Here is a 17,486-nt window from a genome sequence, read left to right on the forward strand (position 1 = left end):
GTAAATCAATCTGATTTACAATTGCGTCCCTTTTGCCGAGGCTGACGTTCCGTGGATGCCCTGTCGCTTGTCTATGAGCACGTGACCGATTGGGTGATCACGCCCGTTACCGACCAGTTTCTCGGCATTTTCAATGTGAACGGCCGTTTCGGGGCCTTGTTCCTTTGCATCTCCTATGGCGCAGCCTATGGCCTGTTCCGCTTCAGGAAGCAGCGCGGCCTGAGCGACGCCCAGTCGTTCTGGCAATTCATCGGTGGCGCCCGGGTACATCTGCATCCCTCGGCGCTGCTGGACTACCGCTACTACTTCGTGCGGGCCATCCTCAAGGTTGCGCTGGTGCTGCCCGTCATCCATCTGGTCGACCCCTACATCCTGCGCTCCGGCGATTACCTAGCCTTTTTCAGCAACCTCTGGGGCGCGCGCCCGCGCCTGGGCGAGAACCTTGCACTGTCCCTGCTCTATGGGTTGGGGGTGTTCCTGCTCAAGGACTTCATCCATTACTGGGCGCACCGGGCCTTTCACTCCCGCTGGCTCTGGGCCTTTCACAAGGTCCATCATTCGGCGCCCGTTCTGGTGCCGGCGACGGCGAGCCGGGTGCATTTCGTGGAAAAGATCGTCGAGAAACTGAGCACCGGCATTTGCATCGGCTTCTACGCCGGATGCTTCTGGTACCTTTGCGGCGGTGAAGTCAGCCGCTACACCCTGTTCGGCGTCACCTACCTGGTGTTCATCTTCAACAGCCTGGCGGCCAACCTGCGGCATAGCCATGTCTGGCTGTCGTTCGGCCCGCAGCTGGAACATGTGTTGAACAGCCCGGCCCAGCACCAGATCCATCACAGTGACGCCCCGCGCCATTTCAACCGGAACTTCGGCACCAACCTGTCCCTCTGGGACTGGATGTTCGGCACGCTCTATGTCACCACATCAACGCCCGAATGCATCCGCTTCGGTACCGGCGAGCAGGACCACCAGCGTTACCTGACGGTCTATAGCCTGATCGTCACGCCCTTTGTCGAAACAGGCCGCAAGGTCCTGGTGAAATGCCAGCGCAAGGCTGTGCTTGGCGCGTCCGGCAGGGCAGGCCGTTAGCTGATCCCGTGTTTGTTGCGAACGACTGACCGCTCAGGCGGGGAACTGGGCTATCCAGTGCCTGGCAATCTCTTCGCGCCGGCAGACCCACACCCCGTCGTGGCCCTGCGCGTAATCGAGAAAGCGCGCCAGCGCCATCGCACGACCAGGATGGCCACTGATCCGTCCATGCAGGCCCACGCTCATCATCCTCGGGTGGTGCGCGCCCTCCTGCCACAACAGGCCGAAAGCATCCTTTAGCAGCCGGAAGAAGTCTTCACCGCAGGCGAAACCATTGGGCAGCAGATAGCGGGCGTCGTTGTTGACCAGCTGGATATCCAGCGCGGGCAGGGCCGCCAGTAATACCCGGTTTATCGGGTTCTCGTGGATGATTGCCAGCACTTGTTCGTCAGTCAGTGAATGCATGGGTACCGTCCGTGGTGGTTGCATTGCGGCTTGCCGTGATCCCATTGGAAGATCGTCCAGCCCGTTGGCCTGTGCTGCGCGTACTCTGTGGGAGCGGCTTTAGCCGCGAAGAATCCAACGCGGTGCATGGCACCGGCTGCGCCGGTGTTCGCGGCTAAAGCCGCTCCCACAGGGTCCCTGCTAATGCAATGAGTTATGTGCTGTTCCATGAGAGCCCGCCCGCCGCCGTGGCGCTGAGCAGCGCCGGATTTCGTGTGGTTGGGAGGGTTTACCTGCGAACTGGGCAGTCGGGGCTAGTCATGAAAGCGTTATTTACACAGCTCTGCGCTACGGTGCGGACGATGGGTGGGTGTGTGTTTCCGTTGCGATGGCGTGGTCGCCCTTACACCTCAATCTACGCCAGCCATCCGAGAGTCACGCCGTCGTTTCGGATAATCGCGATCAATTGTTATCGCGCCGTTCTTTCGCCAGTCGAGCCAGATACTGCATGGTCGAAATATCCTGGGCTTTGGTGTGCGCATCCGGCCATAACTCGACTAGCATTGGTCACCTTACGCCAGTCGGTTGAGCTTGCGGGTAGTGTGATCGGCAAGATCGCGAAGGCCAGGGGCACTCAGTGCGCTCTGGAACTCATCCGGCGTGAGGAAGAACTGCTGGTAGATCCCATCGATGACAACCATTTTGCTGCGTACCTTGGCCACTGCTCGGCGCAGGTTCTGGTGCTCATCGTAAAGAGCGGTTGGCACGTTTGCCGCTTGCAGTCCGCCCTCCAACTGCCTTACCGCTTTGAGCAACTCAGCATTCTTGAGGTATTTGGTCTGGTCGAAGGTATCCGATTTCATGAGTGCAACAACACGCCTCGAATAGATCGACTCCAGGACCAGCCAGCCATGAGTCAGCTCAGCGATTACGCTGCGCAGGTCAGGGGAAGAGGGGGGGGGAGCGCTGGCTTCACGAACCTCAACGGCACGTGATTGAAGTGAGAGAGTTGTGTAATCACCCACCAATGCGAGCGCGGCGACGATGAGCGCCGGTGCTGCTGCTTTGACTGGCATGAATACCTCCATTTGCTGCTCGGATTTTGCTGCGATTACTGAAAACTTGGGGGCAATTATCGGCGTTGAAGCCTGATAGTCAATTGCTGCCAAGTCTGGAAATTGTAAGCCTAAAAAACGTTGAGCGTATGGTTCTGGTGCGTCGGTGTGAGCTGGTCCTACAAGACCGAATCAGTTTTTTCCCCTTCCTCGTAGTCTATTTCTGAATCATCCTTTTCAAGCCGTTTCGCCATTGCGATGGAAACCTGAGCCCCCTAGTCTCGCCCTGTCGTTGCAAATTCAACGACCGGGTCTGCAAGCCCGATGCTTGGTTTGGTCTCAGTTTGCTGTTGGCTTCGTTCAACGGTGGCTGCGTGCGGGTGGTCTTCGGGCCAGCCGGGAATCGACCTCCAAGCCCGGTCTTGCAGGCCCGCATGTAGCCGCCACCCTATCATCTGCAAGTGATCTGGCGACGGTCCGACTTGTTATTGTCTGGAGGCTGTCATGCTGAAACTCGTTCCCGATCCACCTTTCTCCACTGAGTCACCCCATCACCTGGAAGACACCCTGATCCAGGCCACGGAATACGTGCTCTGCGCCTTGTCCGTAGGCCATCACGCGATAGCCTCGCTCCCCAGATCTCCCGCCACGATCATGACCCTGGCGGTCATGCATGAAATGGAGGCTGTGCGCACGCTGCTGGAGTCGGCGATTGCGCAGGTGCAGCTTCGGGGCGGGCAGCCGGTGCATACATTGCACTGATGAGCTGATTTTCAAATTTTGCCAGCCTGGGCGGTGTGGTTTTCCTGCCAGGGACTGCAACCGGGAAATCGCACTGGCCGGCAGATTCAAAAGAGGGTTTCAGATGGACAAGGAATTGGATGACGACACCGGCACACTGGGCCTGACCGTAGGTGCGGCCACGTTCCTGGATGGTGTGCTGGACGGCAAGAAACTGTTCCGCGTAGAGGCGGGAAACTGCTGCGACCATGCGATCGAACAAGCGTCGGTATTGATGGACTGCTCACGGCGAGCGTCGTTCATCGGGGTGATGGACAACGAACCGGTGCTGGTCTGGGCTTCGCACTTTCTCTGCGACATGGCCAAGGCGCTGATGGATGACGCGCATATGGGCATGCGCAAGAACCGCTGACCTGCCCCCGGGGCGGCGTACAGGCAACAGCGATCCAGCAGCTTGTTCGACCGCATGCAGCCAACATCGCCGCCAATTTCAGCTAACCAATTGAAATAAAAACACTTTAAAGCCTGGCATGTTTGCTGCTCCTGCCTCCTTGAACCCGAGGATCACCAAGGAGCCTCACCATGAGCCAAGCCCCGATCAAGTTCGCCTACTGGGTCCCCAACGTCAGTGGTGGCCTGGTGGTCAGCACCATCGAACAGCGCACCAGTTGGGACATCGACTACAACCGCAAGCTCGCGCAAATCGCCGAACAGGCTGGTTTCGACTACGCCCTGTCGCAAATCCGTTTCACCGCCGGCTACGGCGCCGACAACCAGCACGAGTCGGTCACCATCAGCCACACGCTGCTCGCTGCCACGGAAAAGCTCAAGGTCATCGCCGCCATCCTGCCAGGCCCGTGGAACCCGGCGCTGGCGGCCAAGCAGCTGGCGAGTATCGACCAGTTCACCAACGGCCGCATCGCCATCAACGTGGTCTCGGGCTGGTTCAAGGGCGAGTTCCACGCCATCGGCGAACCCTGGCTGGACCACGACGAACGCTATCGCCGTTCCGAGGAATTCATCCGCGCGCTGAAGGGCATCTGGACCGAGGACAACTTCACCTTCAACGGTGACTTCTATCGCTATCGAGACTACAACCTCAAACCCAAGCCGCTGCAGCAGCCGCACCCGGAGATTTTCCAGGGCGGCAGCTCGCGCGCCGCACGGGACATGGCGGCGCGCGTGTCGGACTGGTACTTCACCAACGGCAACAGCGTGGAAGGGATCAAGGCGCAGGTCGACGATATCCGCGCCAAGGCGGCGGCCAACGGCCATTCGGTAAAGGTTGGAGTCAATGCCTTCATCATCGCCCGCGACACCGAAGAGCAGGCGCGTGCGGTGCTGCAGGAGATCATCGACAAGGCCAACCCCGAGGCGGTGCGGGCGTTTGGCCAGGAAGTGAAGCATGCCGGTTCTGCCAGCCCGGAGGGCGAGGGCAACTGGGCCAGGTCCAGCTTCGAAGACCTGGTGCAGTACAACGATGGCTTCAAGACCAACCTGATCGGTACACCGCAGCAGATTGCCGAGCGCATCGTTGCGCTGAAGGCGGTGGGTGTGGATCTGATCTTGTCCGGGTTTCTGCACTTCCAGGAGGAAGTAGCGTACTTCGGCGAACATGTGCTGCCGCTGGTGCGTGAACTGGAGGCCGAGCGCAGCGTGGACAAGGCGGTGGCCTGAAGCCGGTGCCATGCACCGCGTTGGATTCTTCGCGGCTAAAGCCGCTCCCACAGGGTACGCGGACCGCTTGCGAATTCAGTTCTCTAAGCGACAGCGCAGCAGACGGCATAAGGCCAGAAACAACCCGCGTCGGTTTCAGGATGCGCCTGGTCGTTCGCACGCAACCCCCCGGCGCCACAAGTGCCATGCTTGCAGGATGCCTCGGACCAGCGCGCGCAGACGTGCGGCCGCAGGCAAGGAGGCCGCTGGCACCACGCAACCGTGACGTGGCCGGCGCGCCGCAGCAGAACACGCCGGATACCTGCCCTTACAACAATTCAGGTAGGGTCCGTGATGCCGAGGTCCGCTGTATGCCTGATGAATTGCTCCACCTGCCTGTGATCCACCGCATTCTGGCCCGTGACAAGGATACCCCCGGCGCGCTGTTGCCGATCTTGCATGCCATCCAGCACGACATCGGCTACATCCCCGATGCCGCTGTCGCCGAAATTGCCCATGCCCTGAACCTCAGCCTGGCCGAGGTGCGTGGGGTGATCAGCTTCTACCACGATTTCCGCACCACGCCACCGGCGCGCCACACCCTGCGCCTGTGCCGCGCCGAGTCGTGCCAGAGCCGGGGCGCCGAGGTGCTGGCCGCGCAACTGCGCGAACAGCTGGCGCTGGACGACCACGGCACCAGCGCCGACGGCGCCATCAGCCTGCGCCCGGTGTACTGCCTGGGCGCCTGTGCCTGCTCGCCAGCGCTGGAACTGGACGGCCAGGTGCATGCGCGCCTTACCCCTGAGCGCCTGCGCGCGCTGGTCAACGCCTGCCGGGAGGACGCAGCATGCTGAAGCTGTACATCCCCTGCGATTCGGTAGCCCGTGCCGTGGGCGCCGACCAGGTCGCCGATGCCTTGCAACGTGAGGCCGAACGCCGCCAGCTGCCGCTGGACATCCAGCGCACCAGTTCCCGCGGGCTGTACTGGCTGGAACCGCTGCTGGAGTGCGACAGCGCGCAAGGGCGCCTGGGTTTCGGCCCGATCACCCCGGAAGACGTGCCGTCCTTGCTCGACGCCTTTACCGGTGAGCCCGGTGAATCTGGTGGCCACTCGCTGGCCCTGGGCCCGGTCGAGGACATCCCTTACCTCAAGACCCAGCAGCGCCTGCTGTTCGCCCGCGCCGGCATCACCCGCCCATTGTCGCTGGACGACTACCGTGCCCATGGCGGTTTCGCCGGCCTTGAAGCGGCCGTGGCCCTGGACGGTGCCGAGGTGGTCGCCGCCGTGCTCGATTCCGGCCTGCGCGGCCGCGGCGGTGCGGCGTTCCCGGCCGGCATCAAGTGGCGCACCGTGCGTGACGCCGGGGCCGGGCAGAAGTACGTGGTGTGCAACGCCGACGAGGGTGACTCCGGTACCTTCGCCGACCGCATGCTGATGGAAGGCGACCCATTCCTGCTGATCGAAGGCATGATCATTGCCGGCCTCGCCGTGGGTGCCGACAAGGGCTACATCTATGTGCGCTCGGAGTACCCCGACGCCATCCGCGTGCTCGACCAGGCCTTCGCCATCGCCCGTGACGCTGGCTACCTCGGCAGCGACGTGGCCGGCAGCGGCCAGGCCTTCGACCTGGAAGTGCGGGTCGGCGCCGGCGCCTATATCTGCGGCGAAGAAACCGCGCTGCTCGAATCTATCGAAGGCAAGCGCGGCATCGTCCGCGCCAAGCCTCCGCTACCCGCGCTGCAGGGCCTGTTCGGTTTGCCGACGCTGGTGCACAACGTACTCACCCTGGCCTCGGTACCCATCATCATGGCCAAGGGCGCGGCGTTCTACCGCGACTTCGGCATGGGTCGCTCGCTGGGCACCATGCCGTTCCAGCTGGCCGGCAACATCCGCCAGGGCGGCCTGGTGGAACGCGCCTTCGGCCTGACCCTGCGCGAGCTGGTGGAAGGCTATGGCGGCGGCACGGCCAGCGGCCGGCCGCTGAAGGCCGCGCAGGTGGGTGGCCCGCTCGGTGCCTGGGTACCGCCCAGCCACTTCGACACACCGCTGGACTATGAAGCCTTCGCCGCCATGGGCGCGATGCTCGGCCACGGTGGTGTGGTAGTGGCCGACGACACCCTGAACATGGCCAGCATGGCGCGCTTCGCCTTGCAGTTCTGTGCCGAGGAGTCCTGTGGCAAGTGCACCCCGTGCCGCATCGGCTCGACCCGCGGCATGGAAGTGGTCGACCGGCTGATCGCCACCAGCGACATGACCGAACGGCATGACCAGGCCCTGTTGTTGCGTGACCTGTGCGACACCATGCAATACGGCTCGCTGTGTGCCATGGGCGGCATGACCGCCTATCCGGTGGCCAGCGCGCTGAAGTACTTCCCCGCCGATTTCGGGCTGACCCACACGGAGGCCGCGCAGTGATCAATTTCTTCGACCCCGCTTCTGATAAAAGCAGCGACCTCGGCACCCCGGCCCGTGACAGCGAGGTACAGGTCAGCCTGAGCATCGATGGCCGTGCCATCACTGTGCCCGCCGGTACCTCGGTGATGCGTGCCGCGGCCATGCTCGGCACCAGCATTCCCAAACTGTGCGCCACCGACAGCCTCGAAGCCTTCGGCTCGTGCCGCATGTGCATGGTGGAAATCGAAGGCATGCGCGGCTACCCGGCCTCCTGCACCACCCCGGTCAGCGAAGGCATGGTGGTGCACACCGAAACCCCGCGCCTGGCCGGCCTGCGCCGCAACGTGATGGAACTGTACATCTCCGACCACCCGCTGGACTGCCTGACCTGTTCGGCCAACGGCAACTGCGAGCTGCAGACCGTGGCCGGCCAGGTGGGCCTGCGCGAGGTGCGCTATGGCTACGACGGTGCCAACCACCTGGCCGAGAAAAAGGACGTATCCAACCCGTATTTCGACTACGAGCCAAGCAAGTGCATCGTCTGCAGCCGCTGTGTGCGCGCCTGCGAGGATATCCAGGGCACTTTCGCCCTGACCATCACCGGGCGCGGCTTCGAATCGCGGGTGGCGGCGGCGGGTGGTGAAAACTTCCTCGCCTCCGAGTGCGTGTCGTGCGGCGCCTGCGTGCAGGCCTGCCCGACCGCGACCCTGACGGAAAAGAGCCTGGTACAGCTGGGCCAACCCGAGCGTGCGGTCATCACCACCTGCGCCTATTGCGGCGTCGGCTGCTCGTTCCGCGCCGAAATGAAGGGCGACCAGCTGGTGCGCATGGTCCCGGACAAGAACGGCGGCGCCAACCACGGCCACGCCTGCGTCAAGGGCCGCTTCGCCTGGGGCTACGCCACCCATCCGGACCGCATCACCAAGCCGATGATCCGCAAGCGCCTGGAAGACCCATGGCAGGAAGTCAGCTGGGACGAGGCGGTGACCTACGCCGCCAGCGAGTTCCGCCGCATCCAGCTGAAGTACGGTCGCGATTCCATCGGCGGCATCACCTCCAGCCGCTGCACCAACGAAGAAGCCTACCTGGTGCAGAAACTGGTGCGCACGGCGTTCGGCAACAACAACGTCGACACCTGTGCGCGGGTATGCCATTCGCCCACCGGTTATGGACTGAAGCAGACCCTGGGTGAATCGGCCGGTACACAAAGCTTCGACTCGGTGATGCAGGCCGACGTGGTGCTGGTGATTGGCGCCAACCCCACCGACGCCCACCCGGTATTCGGCTCGCAGCTCAAGCGCCGCCTGCGCCAGGGCGCGCGGCTGATTGTGATCGACCCGCGGCGCATCGACCTGGTCGACTCGCCGCACGCCCGCGCCGAGCTGCACCTGCAACTGCGCCCCGGTACCAACGTGGCCATGCTCAACGCCCTGGCCCACGTGATCGTCACCGAAGGCCTGCTGGCCCAGCGCTTCATCGATGCCCGCTGCGAAACCGAAGATTTCGCCCGCTGGCGCGACTTCGTCAGCCTGGCGGAAAACGCCCCCGAAGTGCTTGGCCCGGTCTGCGGCGTGCCTGCCGAACAGATCCGCGCCGCCGCCCGGCTGTACGCCACCGGCGGCAATGCGGCGATCTACTACGGCCTGGGCGTGACCGAGCACAGCCAAGGCAGCACCGCGGTGATGGGCATCGCCAACCTGGCCATGGCCACCGGCAACATCGGCCGCGAAGGGGTAGGGGTGAACCCGCTGCGCGGGCAGAACAACGTGCAGGGCTCGTGCGACATGGGTTCGTTCCCTCACGAATTGCCCGGCTACCGGCACATTTCCAACGAGGGCGTGCGTGCCGAGTTCGAGCGTGCCTGGGGCGTGACCCTGCAGCCTGACCCGGGCCTGCGCATCCCCAACATGTTCGAGGCTGCGCTGGACGGCAGTTTCAAGGCCCTTTACTGCCAGGGCGAGGACATTGCCCAGAGCGACCCCAACACCCAGCACGTCACTGCGGCCCTGCTGGCCATGGAATGCGTGGTGGTGCAGGACATCTTCCTCAACGAAACAGCCAAGTTCGCCCATGTGTTCCTGCCGGGCAGCTCGTTCCTGGAGAAGGACGGCACCTTCACCAACGCCGAGCGGCGCATTTCGCGGGTGCGCAAGGTCATGGAGCCGCTGGCCGGCAAGGCCGACTGGGAAGCGACCGTGGCCCTGGCCAATGCCCTGGGCTACCCGATGAGCTACCGCCACCCATCCGAGATCATGGACGAGATCGCCCGCCTGACGCCCACCTTCCACCGCGTCAGCTACGCCGAGATCGACCGCCACGGCAGCCTGCAGTGGCCGTGCAACGACGCAGCACCCGATGGCACGCCGACCATGCACATCGACCAGTTCGTACGTGGCAAGGGGCGCTTCATGCTTACCGGCTACGTGCCCACCGAGGAGAAGGTCAACAACCGCTACCCGCTGCTGCTGACCACCGGGCGCATTCTCAGCCAGTACAACGTCGGCGCCCAGACCCGGCGTACCGGCAACGTTGCCTGGCATGACGCCGACCGCCTGGAAATCCACCCGACCGACGCCGAAAGCCGTGGCATCCAGGACGGTGACTGGGTCGGCATCGGCAGCCGCGCCGGGCAGACGGTGCTGCGCGCCAAGGTCAGTGCACGGGTGGCGCCGGGGGTGGTGTACACCACGTTCCACTTCCCCGAGTCGGGGGCCAACGTGATTACCACCGACAACTCCGACTGGGCCACCAACTGCCCTGAGTACAAGGTGACGGCGGTGGAGGTGGTGAAAGTGTTCCAGCCGTCGCAGTGGCAGAAGCGCTACCAGGACTTCAGTGACGAGCAGCGACGCTTGCTGAAGGAGCGCCGTATTGCGGAAAAAGCCGAGGTGCGCCGATGAGCAGTGAAAACCTGGTCAAGATGGCCAACCAGATTGCCCATTACTTCGACAGCGAGCCAGACCGGGCGCTGGCGGTGCAAGGGGTACGGCAGCATCTGCAGAGCTTCTGGACGCCGGCGATGCGCCGGCAGCTGGCGCAATGGATCGAGGCCAATGCAGGGGAGGGGTTGGACCCGAAGGTGCAGGAAGCGTTGGCCTGACTGGCTCAAGTTCCAAGACGTGCGCGGTCCTTGTAGGAGCGGCCTTGTGTCGCGAAAGGGCTGCGTAGCAGCCCCAGCGATTCCTGCGTAGACGCCAGGATCCTGGGGCCGCTTTGCGGCCCTTTCGCGACACAAGGCCGCTCCTACATGGCGCGCGTCACTTTTAGCCGCGGGCCAGTTCCGCCTGATGGGCAATTGCCTCCTCGCTCTTGAGCACCAGCACATCCCCCTCCAGCGCATCCAGCACCACCTCCGAGGTATTACCAATCAACGCCCCGGAAATCCCCGTGCGGCAAACCGTGCCGATCACCGTCACCACGGCATCGATCTTCTTCTCGGTATGCGGAATCAGCACATCCGCCGGCCCTTCGGCCACATGCAAGCGGTCTTCGCTGATGTCGTACTCTGCCTGGAATGCCTTGCACGCCTCGCGGTAGCGCTTTTCGATGGTCTCGCTCAGCTGGTACACCGGGTCCGATGCCGACAGCATCGGCGACGGATGGGCGCTGATGACGTGCAACTCACCCTTGGCCAGCGCAGCAATGTCATAGCCATGGTCGATGATGCTGGCATGCAGGCGGCGGTGGTCCTCGTCCTGGTTGCCCACGTCCACCGCAGCCAGGACCTTGCCGCCGGTCCACGGCCGCTCGCTCTTGACCATCAGCACGGCACACGGGCACTGGCGCAGCAGCTTCCAGTCGCTGGGGGTGAGCAGGGCCTTTTTCAGCGGGTTGTCCGGGCGGTGTTCCTTGATCACTAGCTCGCAGCCCTCGGCCTGCTGCACGTAGATGATGGTGTCGTGCAGGTTGTCGCGCCAGGCCTCCTCATGGGTGACGTTGTCGTACCCGTCATCATGCAACTGGCTGCTCAGCAGGCTCAGCAGCGCGCTGTGGTCATGCCTTTTGTCGCACATCAGCAGGTGCAGGCGCGCGCCGGTGACACCGGCGATCAGCTTGGCCCGGGTCAGTGCCCGGCTGTGGGCGTGCTCGGGGTCGAGGACGACGAGGATGCTGCGGACGGCTTGCATGGGCGTTAACTCCCTTCAAAGGTGGCGACCAATGCCTGACTATAGTCGGCGCTTCCCCCGCTGGCGCTTGATGTACATCAAGCATAGTCACTGGCGCCGCCCGCCGCCGCCGGTATAATCGCCGGCCCTGCCTGTTCTTTGTGGTTGCACGCTCATGTCCCTGATCCCCGAAATCGACGCCTTTCTTGGTTGCCCGACACCAGACGCCTGGATCGAAGCGGCGCTCGCCGACCAGGAAACCCTGCTGATCGACCACAAGAACTGCGAATTCAAGGCTGCCAGCACCGCCCTGAGCCTGATCGCCAAGTACAACACCCACCTCGACCTGATCAACATGATGTCGCGCCTGGCCCGCGAGGAGCTGGTGCACCACGAGCAGGTGCTGCGCCTGATGAAGCGTCGCGGTGTGCCGCTGCGCCCGGTGTCGGCGGGGCGTTATGCGTCGGGGCTGCGGCGCCTGGTGCGCGCCCACGAGCCGGTCAAGCTGGTGGATACGCTGGTGGTGGGGGCGTTCATCGAGGCGCGCAGCTGCGAGCGCTTTGCCGCGCTGGTACCGCACCTGGACGAGGAGCTGGGCCGCTTCTACCACGGCCTGCTGAAGAGCGAAGCGCGCCACTACCAGGGGTACCTGAAACTGGCGCACAACTACGGCGATGAAGCAGACATTGCCCGCCGGGTGGAACTGGTGCGTGCAGCGGAGGTGGAGCTGATCCAGTCACCGGACCAGGAGCTGCGCTTCCACAGCGGTATCCCGATGGCGCAGGCCGCCTGATTCGCACCAGGCGGCCCAGGCGTCAGTGACGGCGGCCCAGCAGCAGGCCGACCACCAGCCCGAGGCCGGCGGAAATGGCCACGGTCTGCCACGGGTGGCCGCCGATGTAGTCCTGGGTAGCCTCCACCACCGGTTGCGCCTTGCTACGCACCTTGTCGGCGGCATGGCGCGCCTGGCGTAGCTTGAGGCTTACCTGCGCGCGCAGGGTTTCCGCCTCGTCACCCACCAGGGCGGCGCTGTCGTTCAGCAGCCTTTCCGATTCTTCGATCAGCGCCTGCAGTTCGCTGAATACCTGGTCCTTGATCTGATCGCTGTCGGCCAGCGCGGCGTTTTTCCGGGCCATGAACTCGTCCTCGTCGATGGTGTGGTTTGAACAATGGATGCCGGCGCGTCGGGAAAGTTGCGGCGGCTTTGGGCTGTTGCAGTACCTGGGTGTAAGATAGCGGCCATTTTCAAACCTGCAGGTACCCTTCATGAGTTTCAATCTGGCCAACATGAGCTTCGAGGAACGGGCGCAGATCGAGGCAGAGAAGGCCCGGCTGTTCGAGCTGTGGCAGAACAACCTGGGCAAGGCCAAGGGCGAAGCGGCGCGGCTGATCGCCGAAAAACCACGGCGCAAAGGCAAATGGGCCGAGTGGGTGCGCGCCGAGCTGGATGGCATGTCGCCGCCCGAATACGCCAACATGGTGCGCAGCGAAGTCAACAAGCTGATGGCCGCAGCCAGCGCCAACCGCTGATTACACCCCGCCAGGCGCCTACCAGTAGGCGCCCTTGGGCAGGTCCAGCTTGCCCTCGTCGGTAAAGCGCACGGTCCCCAGCAGCCCGCCGGCCAGCTTGCCGCGCAGCACATAGGGCAGGCCCTGCAACGAGTCCACCCGGCCCAGCCCATAGGCCTGGCGCAGGAAGGAAAACGCCGTGATGCTCACCGGCACCACGACCACCGCTTCGCCATAACGGCCGATGTGCCCCTGCTGGTCGCTGACCCCGGCGGCCAGCGGCTGGCCGTTCACTTCCAGGTTCAGGGCGATGCCGTTGTAGTCGATCGGCGCCTCGTTGGGGTTTTGTACCCGCATCTTCACCGCCATGCGCAGTTCCAGCTCCTGCCCGGGCAGCGGCTCGATACCGATTACGCTGATATTGACCGGGTCGTGTGCCTGGAACAGCGCACAGGCCCCCAGGCCGCAGGCCAGCAGCAGGACCAGGAACAGGCGGGCGTAGCGGTGCAGACGGGCAGCCATGGGGTGCGACCTTGCCAGAGTGGGCGAATGGGCAGTGTGGCAAATACGCGTCGGCGTTGAAAGTCTCCGCCCAGATGAAAGATACTGTTTCTCATTAACGCCCGATAACTTCTCCTACTGGCCGTTCCCAAACCCATGCTGACCTCTCCCGCGTCGGGCCTGCTGGCAAGTTTCCAGGAGCACTACGACGACCTGCTGCAGTTCCTGACCCGGCGCATGAGCGACCGTCAGCGCGCTGCCGACGTCGCGCAGGAAACCTACCTGAGGCTGGTGAACATCGACCAGCAGGCGGTGCCGGTGCTGCACGCGCGCAGTTTCATCTTCCGCGTGGCCGGCAACCTGGCGATCGATGCCTTGCGCCGCGAGCAGCGCATTGCCGCCAGCCACGACGACAGCGAGCGGGCAGGTGAGGTGGCCTGCCCGGCGCCGGCCCCCGAAGCGGCCTTGCTGGCCCGGGAGCGCCTGCAGATCCTCGATCAGGCGCTGCTGCAGCTGTCCGACAATGCCCGCCAGGCGCTGTTGCTCAACCGCGTCGACGGCCTGACCCAGGCGCAGATCGCGCAACGCCTGGGGGTTTCCGAAAGCATGGTGGCGAAATACATCGGCCAGGCCCTGCGCCATTGCCGCAACTGGCTCAAACAGGCGGGCGTGGCTGCGGCGCTGGTGTTGGCCGTTGCTGTGGCGGGTTGGCAGCAGGCGCCGGTGCTGCTGGCGGATTACCACACCGGGGTGGGTGAGCGGCAGGTAGTGACCCTGGCCGATGGCACGCGGGTGACGCTGAACAGCGCCACTGCCCTGAGCGTAGTGTTCAGCGACCGTGAGCGGCGGGTGGTCCTGGAGTCTGGTGAAGCCTTGTTCGAGACCACCGATGATTCACGGCCCTTTGTGGTCGATACGGCCGGTGAGCGGGTGCAGGGGAGTGCGGCCACCTTCAGCGTGCGTCGCGATGGCCGCGTGGTATTGGCACATGGCGAAGCCAAGGTTGGCGAGCATGAACTGGCAGTAGCGGCCGATGCCGGCACGCAGATGGCCTGGCAGCGCGGCAAGCTGATCTTCAACGGCAAGCCGCTGGGGCAGGTGCTGGCGGAGCTCGAGCGTTACCGGCATGGGCGGATCGTGTTGTCCGATAGCAAGCTGGCGGCGATGGAGGTCAGCGGGGTGTTCGACCTCGATGAGCCGGAGGCCCTGTTGCGGACCCTTGAGCAGCGCTATGGGCTGAAGGTGACCTACCTGCCGTGGTTGGCCGTGGTTCATTGATTCGCCTGTGCCGGCCTCTTCGCAGCACAAGGCTGCTCCTACAGCGAACTGCGATCCCTGTAGGAGCAGCCTTGTGCTGCGAAGAGGCCGGCACAGAAATAAAAAATATTTTCCATTTGGCACTGCAAGTTCCTGCAAGTCAGATCGTCGTAGTGGGACTGATCAGCAACCAATTCTCATTTACGACTTGTCAGGAAGCTCATTCGTGCCTCTGATGCTCAAGCCCTTGCACCGCCGCCGCGGTCCGCTTCACCATGCCCTGATGTCCTGCAGTGCCCTGGCCATGCTGGTCGGCCCGCTGCAGGCGTTTGCCTCGACCGCCACCGAACAGGCCCAGACCCAGGCCCGCCTGGTCCAGCTCGACCTGCCGGCCCAGCCGCTGGACCAGGCCCTGACCACCTTCGCCGACCAGGCCGGCCTGCACCTGCTGTACACCACCGGCGACGTCGCCGGCCAGGCCAGCCCGGCCTTGCAGGGCAGCTACAGCATCGAGCAGGCCCTGCAGCAGTTGCTGGCCGGCAGCGGCATGAGCTGGCACTTCAGCGATGCCCGCACGGTGACCCTGCGCAAGGCCGACGCCGCGCCGCAGGCGGTCAACCTCAAGCCGATCGAGGTCAGCGTGGCCTCGCGCACCAGCACCGCGATCAGCGAAATCCCCGGCACCGTGTGGGTGGTCGACCAACAGCAGCTGCGCGAGCAGATCGACAGCGGCGTCAGCCTGAAGGAAGCCATCGGCAAGCTGGTGCCAGGCCTCGACCTGGCGCCGGAAGGCCGCACCAACTACGGCCAGAACATGCGCGGGCGCAACGTGCTGGTGATGATCGACGGGGTCAGCCAGAACAGCTCGCGCGGCCTGTCGCGCCAGTTCGACAGCATTTCGCCGTTCAACGTCGAGCGCGTCGAAGTGCTGTCTGGCGCCAGTGCCATCTACGGCGGCGGCGCCACCGGCGGCATCATCAACATCGTGACCAAAAAGGGTGAACCCGGCCCGGCGCGCTTCGAGACCCAGCTCGGCGCCAGCAGCGGTTTCAACAACAGCGACGACCTGGCCACCCGCTTTGCCCAGTCGATCAGTGGCGGCAACGAGCGGTTCAACGCCCGCCTGGGGGTTTCCGGCGAGCAGAACGAAGCCTTCTACGATGGCGCCGGCGACCAGATCTTCATCGACAACACCCAGACCGACCTGCAGTACAACCGCACCATCGACGTGCTCGGCACCTTGGGGATGCAACTGAACGACCAGCAGAGCCTCGACCTGTTGGCGCAGTACTATGACTCGGGCAACCACGGCAGCACCGGTATCTACTTCCCCAACCTGAACCACAACGCCCCATCCGATCTTGAAGACGCCGAGCTGCGCAGCGGCTACTCGTCGGACCTGGAGCCGCGCACCCGGCGCCTGCTGCTGAACGCCAACTACCACCACACCGACGTGCTGGGCCAGGACTTCTACCTGCAGGCCTCGTACCGCAAGGAAGACGACAACTTCTACCCGTTCCCGTACTACAACCGCGCCACGCCCACCGGCTCGCGCGGGGTGTACTTCGCCGCTTCGCAGCAGAACTTCGAAGTCACCAGCCTCAAGGGCCTGTTCGCCAAGCAGTGGGACGCGCTGAAGCTGACCTACGGCGTTGACCTGGACCGCGAGCGCTTCAATGCCGAACAGACCACCTTCAACGCCCAGACGTCGTCCGAGTCGGGTGGCCTGGAGCTGGAAAAGGAAAGCAAGGCCGCACGCTACCCCAGCTACCGGGTCGATGGCGTGTCGGTGTACGCCCAACTGGACTGGCATGCCACCGATAACCTGACCCTGTCCGGCGGCGCCCGGCGCCAGCAGATGGATGTGGACGTCAGCGACTTCAAGGGTGTGCCGGGTGGCAGCAACGATTACCAGGTCAACCTGTTCAACGTCGGTGCCATCTACGATTTCAAGAATGGCCACCAGGTATGGACCAACTACGGCGAAGGCTTCGACCTGCCCGACCCGGCCAAGTACTACGGCAAGCCCGGCCTGAGCGTGGCCGACAACCCGCTGGCCGGCATCAAGAGCCGCCAGGTGGAGCTGGGCTGGCGTTATGCCGACCTGGACTGGGATGCCCAGGCGGCGCTGTATTACATCTGGTCGGACAAGATCATCAACGTCGACTCGCAGACCCTGACCATCAATGTGGAAGACCAGAAAAGCCGCGACTTCGGTTTTGAGGGCGCTCTGACCCGGCACTTCCAGACCGGCTGGGAAGCCGGTGGCACCCTGCACCTGACCCGCTCAGAGGAAGAGGATGTCGATGGTGGCTGGATCAAGCGCGATGCCCGCTATGCCTCGTTGTCCAAGGCTACAGCGTTCGTCGGCTGGAAGGGCGATGGCCGCAGTGCACGGCTGCAGGCCAACCATGCCTTCAGCCTGAAGGACGATGCCGACCACGAGATCGACGGCTATACCACCTTCGACCTGCTGGGCAGCCAGGACACCGGCTTCGGCACCTTCAGCGCCGGCATCCAGAACCTGCTGGACAAGCAGTACAGCACGGTCTGGGGGCAGCGTGCGACGCTGTTCTACTCGCCGACTTACGGGCCGGCTTACCTGTATGACTACCAAGGGCGCGGGCGTACCTACACCCTGACCTGGAGCATGGCTTACTGACCCTGCGCGGTTCTGTAGGAGCGGCCTTGTGTCGCGAAAGGGGTGCGAAGCGCCCCCAGGACTTCAGCTGCGCAGCACATATCGCCGGGGCCGCTTTGCGGCCCAATAGCGACACAAAACCGCACCAACAC

The 17,486-nt window shown here is 63.9% G+C and carries 16 protein-coding genes and 1 pseudogene; 12 read left to right on the plus strand and 5 right to left on the minus strand.

What is annotated here, in order from left to right; translation table 11 throughout:
• The first annotated feature begins 51 nt into the window (after positions 1-51).
• Positions 52-1,089 carry a sterol desaturase family protein gene (locus tag ABIB24_RS14280; RefSeq protein WP_354316676.1) on the plus strand — a complete coding sequence of 346 codons (1,038 nt, stop codon included), beginning with the start codon at positions 52-54 and terminating at the stop codon, positions 1,087-1,089.
• Between the two features lie 33 nt (positions 1,090-1,122).
• Here ABIB24_RS14280 and ABIB24_RS14285 read toward each other — a convergent pair.
• Positions 1,123-1,398: pseudogene (locus ABIB24_RS14285) on the minus strand (chitin deacetylase); the annotation flags it as partial.
• Positions 1,399-2,045: 647 nt separating this feature from the next.
• Positions 2,046-2,549: a hypothetical protein gene (locus tag ABIB24_RS14290; protein ID WP_137163410.1), complete on the minus strand. Its 504-nt coding sequence runs from the start codon at positions 2,547-2,549 to the stop codon at positions 2,046-2,048.
• A gap of 483 nt (positions 2,550-3,032) precedes the next feature.
• On the opposite strand from ABIB24_RS14290, the gene ABIB24_RS14295 reads away from it, so the two are divergent.
• From ABIB24_RS14295 to ABIB24_RS14325, 7 genes are all read left to right on the plus strand, one after another.
• Positions 3,033-3,290 carry a hypothetical protein gene (locus tag ABIB24_RS14295; RefSeq protein WP_075044237.1) on the plus strand — a complete coding sequence of 86 codons (258 nt, stop codon included), beginning with the start codon at positions 3,033-3,035 and terminating at the stop codon, positions 3,288-3,290.
• Between the two features lie 103 nt (positions 3,291-3,393).
• Positions 3,394-3,681, plus strand: coding sequence for a DUF3077 domain-containing protein (locus tag ABIB24_RS14300; RefSeq protein ID WP_039614149.1), 288 nt, complete (start codon positions 3,394-3,396; stop codon positions 3,679-3,681).
• A 170-nt stretch (positions 3,682-3,851) separates the two neighbouring features.
• A complete protein-coding gene (gene sfnG, locus ABIB24_RS14305; protein WP_354316679.1) occupies positions 3,852-4,946 on the plus strand; it encodes a dimethylsulfone monooxygenase SfnG in 1,095 nt (364 codons plus the stop codon).
• Between the two features lie 350 nt (positions 4,947-5,296).
• Positions 5,297-5,779 (plus strand): formate dehydrogenase subunit gamma, encoded by a 483-nt coding sequence (locus ABIB24_RS14310; RefSeq protein WP_137163413.1) that lies wholly within the window; start codon positions 5,297-5,299, stop codon positions 5,777-5,779.
• A complete protein-coding gene (locus ABIB24_RS14315; protein ID WP_137163414.1) occupies positions 5,773-7,341 on the plus strand; it encodes a formate dehydrogenase beta subunit in 1,569 nt (522 codons plus the stop codon). Before ABIB24_RS14310 ends, ABIB24_RS14315 begins: the two co-directional genes overlap by 7 nt.
• A complete protein-coding gene (gene fdhF, locus ABIB24_RS14320; protein WP_354316682.1) occupies positions 7,338-10,220 on the plus strand; it encodes a formate dehydrogenase subunit alpha in 2,883 nt (960 codons plus the stop codon). Before ABIB24_RS14315 ends, fdhF begins: the two co-directional genes overlap by 4 nt.
• Complete coding sequence (locus ABIB24_RS14325; RefSeq protein WP_015269628.1) at positions 10,217-10,420, plus strand: formate dehydrogenase subunit delta; 204 nt, start codon at positions 10,217-10,219, stop codon at positions 10,418-10,420. Before fdhF ends, ABIB24_RS14325 begins: the two co-directional genes overlap by 4 nt.
• A gap of 163 nt (positions 10,421-10,583) precedes the next feature.
• Here ABIB24_RS14325 and ABIB24_RS14330 read toward each other — a convergent pair whose 3' ends face one another.
• Positions 10,584-11,447 (minus strand): universal stress protein, encoded by an 864-nt coding sequence (locus ABIB24_RS14330; RefSeq protein WP_137163416.1) that lies wholly within the window; start codon positions 11,445-11,447, stop codon positions 10,584-10,586.
• A 154-nt stretch (positions 11,448-11,601) separates the two neighbouring features.
• On the opposite strand from ABIB24_RS14330, the gene ABIB24_RS14335 reads away from it, so the two are divergent.
• On the plus strand, positions 11,602-12,219 hold the full coding sequence (locus ABIB24_RS14335) for a MiaE family protein (RefSeq protein ID WP_085665501.1): 618 nt from the start codon (positions 11,602-11,604) through the stop codon (positions 12,217-12,219).
• 22 nt (positions 12,220-12,241) lie between these two features.
• Here ABIB24_RS14335 and ABIB24_RS14340 read toward each other — a convergent pair whose 3' ends face one another.
• Positions 12,242-12,562 (minus strand): ElaB/YgaM/YqjD family protein, encoded by a 321-nt coding sequence (locus tag ABIB24_RS14340; RefSeq protein ID WP_025338355.1) that lies wholly within the window; start codon positions 12,560-12,562, stop codon positions 12,242-12,244.
• A 130-nt stretch (positions 12,563-12,692) separates the two neighbouring features.
• On the opposite strand from ABIB24_RS14340, the gene ABIB24_RS14345 reads away from it, so the two are divergent.
• Entirely contained in the window at positions 12,693-12,956 is a 264-nt protein-coding gene (locus tag ABIB24_RS14345; RefSeq protein ID WP_025338356.1) for a hypothetical protein, read from the plus strand.
• 18 nt (positions 12,957-12,974) lie between these two features.
• Here ABIB24_RS14345 and ABIB24_RS14350 read toward each other — a convergent pair whose 3' ends face one another.
• Positions 12,975-13,457: an LEA/WHy family protein gene (locus ABIB24_RS14350; RefSeq protein WP_137163417.1), complete on the minus strand. Its 483-nt coding sequence runs from the start codon at positions 13,455-13,457 to the stop codon at positions 12,975-12,977.
• A 135-nt stretch (positions 13,458-13,592) separates the two neighbouring features.
• Between ABIB24_RS14350 and ABIB24_RS14355 the strand changes: the two genes are divergently transcribed.
• Together ABIB24_RS14355 and ABIB24_RS14360 are read left to right on the plus strand one after the other, a co-directional pair.
• A complete protein-coding gene (locus ABIB24_RS14355) occupies positions 13,593-14,714 on the plus strand; it encodes a sigma-70 family RNA polymerase sigma factor (protein ID WP_289515190.1) in 1,122 nt (373 codons plus the stop codon).
• Positions 14,715-14,928: 214 nt separating this feature from the next.
• Entirely contained in the window at positions 14,929-17,355 is a 2,427-nt protein-coding gene (locus tag ABIB24_RS14360; RefSeq protein WP_354316697.1) for a TonB-dependent receptor, read from the plus strand.
• The last annotated feature ends 131 nt before the right edge of the window (positions 17,356-17,486 follow it).

This window comes from Pseudomonas sp. UYEF17 (assembly GCF_040546125.1).
Lineage (GTDB): Bacteria > Pseudomonadota > Gammaproteobacteria > Pseudomonadales > Pseudomonadaceae > Aquipseudomonas > Aquipseudomonas putida_Z.

What these genes read in the sequence shown, in the direction of transcription:
- ABIB24_RS14290 (WP_137163410.1), bottom strand. Translation starts at nt 2,549, where the DNA reads ATGCCAGTCAAAGCAGCAGCACCGGCGCTCATCGTCGCCGCGCTCGCA.
- ABIB24_RS14295 (WP_075044237.1), top strand. Translation starts at nt 3,033, where the DNA reads ATGCTGAAACTCGTTCCCGATCCACCTTTCTCCACTGAGTCACCCCAT.
- ABIB24_RS14300 (WP_039614149.1), top strand. Translation starts at nt 3,394, where the DNA reads ATGGACAAGGAATTGGATGACGACACCGGCACACTGGGCCTGACCGTA.
- sfnG (WP_354316679.1), top strand. Translation starts at nt 3,852, where the DNA reads ATGAGCCAAGCCCCGATCAAGTTCGCCTACTGGGTCCCCAACGTCAGT.
- ABIB24_RS14310 (WP_137163413.1), top strand. Translation starts at nt 5,297, where the DNA reads ATGCCTGATGAATTGCTCCACCTGCCTGTGATCCACCGCATTCTGGCC.
- ABIB24_RS14315 (WP_137163414.1), top strand. Translation starts at nt 5,773, where the DNA reads ATGCTGAAGCTGTACATCCCCTGCGATTCGGTAGCCCGTGCCGTGGGC.
- ABIB24_RS14325 (WP_015269628.1), top strand. Translation starts at nt 10,217, where the DNA reads ATGAGCAGTGAAAACCTGGTCAAGATGGCCAACCAGATTGCCCATTAC.
- ABIB24_RS14330 (WP_137163416.1), bottom strand. Translation starts at nt 11,447, where the DNA reads ATGCAAGCCGTCCGCAGCATCCTCGTCGTCCTCGACCCCGAGCACGCC.
- ABIB24_RS14335 (WP_085665501.1), top strand. Translation starts at nt 11,602, where the DNA reads ATGTCCCTGATCCCCGAAATCGACGCCTTTCTTGGTTGCCCGACACCA.
- ABIB24_RS14340 (WP_025338355.1), bottom strand. Translation starts at nt 12,562, where the DNA reads ATGGCCCGGAAAAACGCCGCGCTGGCCGACAGCGATCAGATCAAGGAC.
- ABIB24_RS14345 (WP_025338356.1), top strand. Translation starts at nt 12,693, where the DNA reads ATGAGTTTCAATCTGGCCAACATGAGCTTCGAGGAACGGGCGCAGATC.
- ABIB24_RS14350 (WP_137163417.1), bottom strand. Translation starts at nt 13,457, where the DNA reads ATGGCTGCCCGTCTGCACCGCTACGCCCGCCTGTTCCTGGTCCTGCTG.
- ABIB24_RS14355 (WP_289515190.1), top strand. Translation starts at nt 13,593, where the DNA reads ATGCTGACCTCTCCCGCGTCGGGCCTGCTGGCAAGTTTCCAGGAGCAC.
- ABIB24_RS14360 (WP_354316697.1), top strand. Translation starts at nt 14,929, where the DNA reads ATGCTCAAGCCCTTGCACCGCCGCCGCGGTCCGCTTCACCATGCCCTG.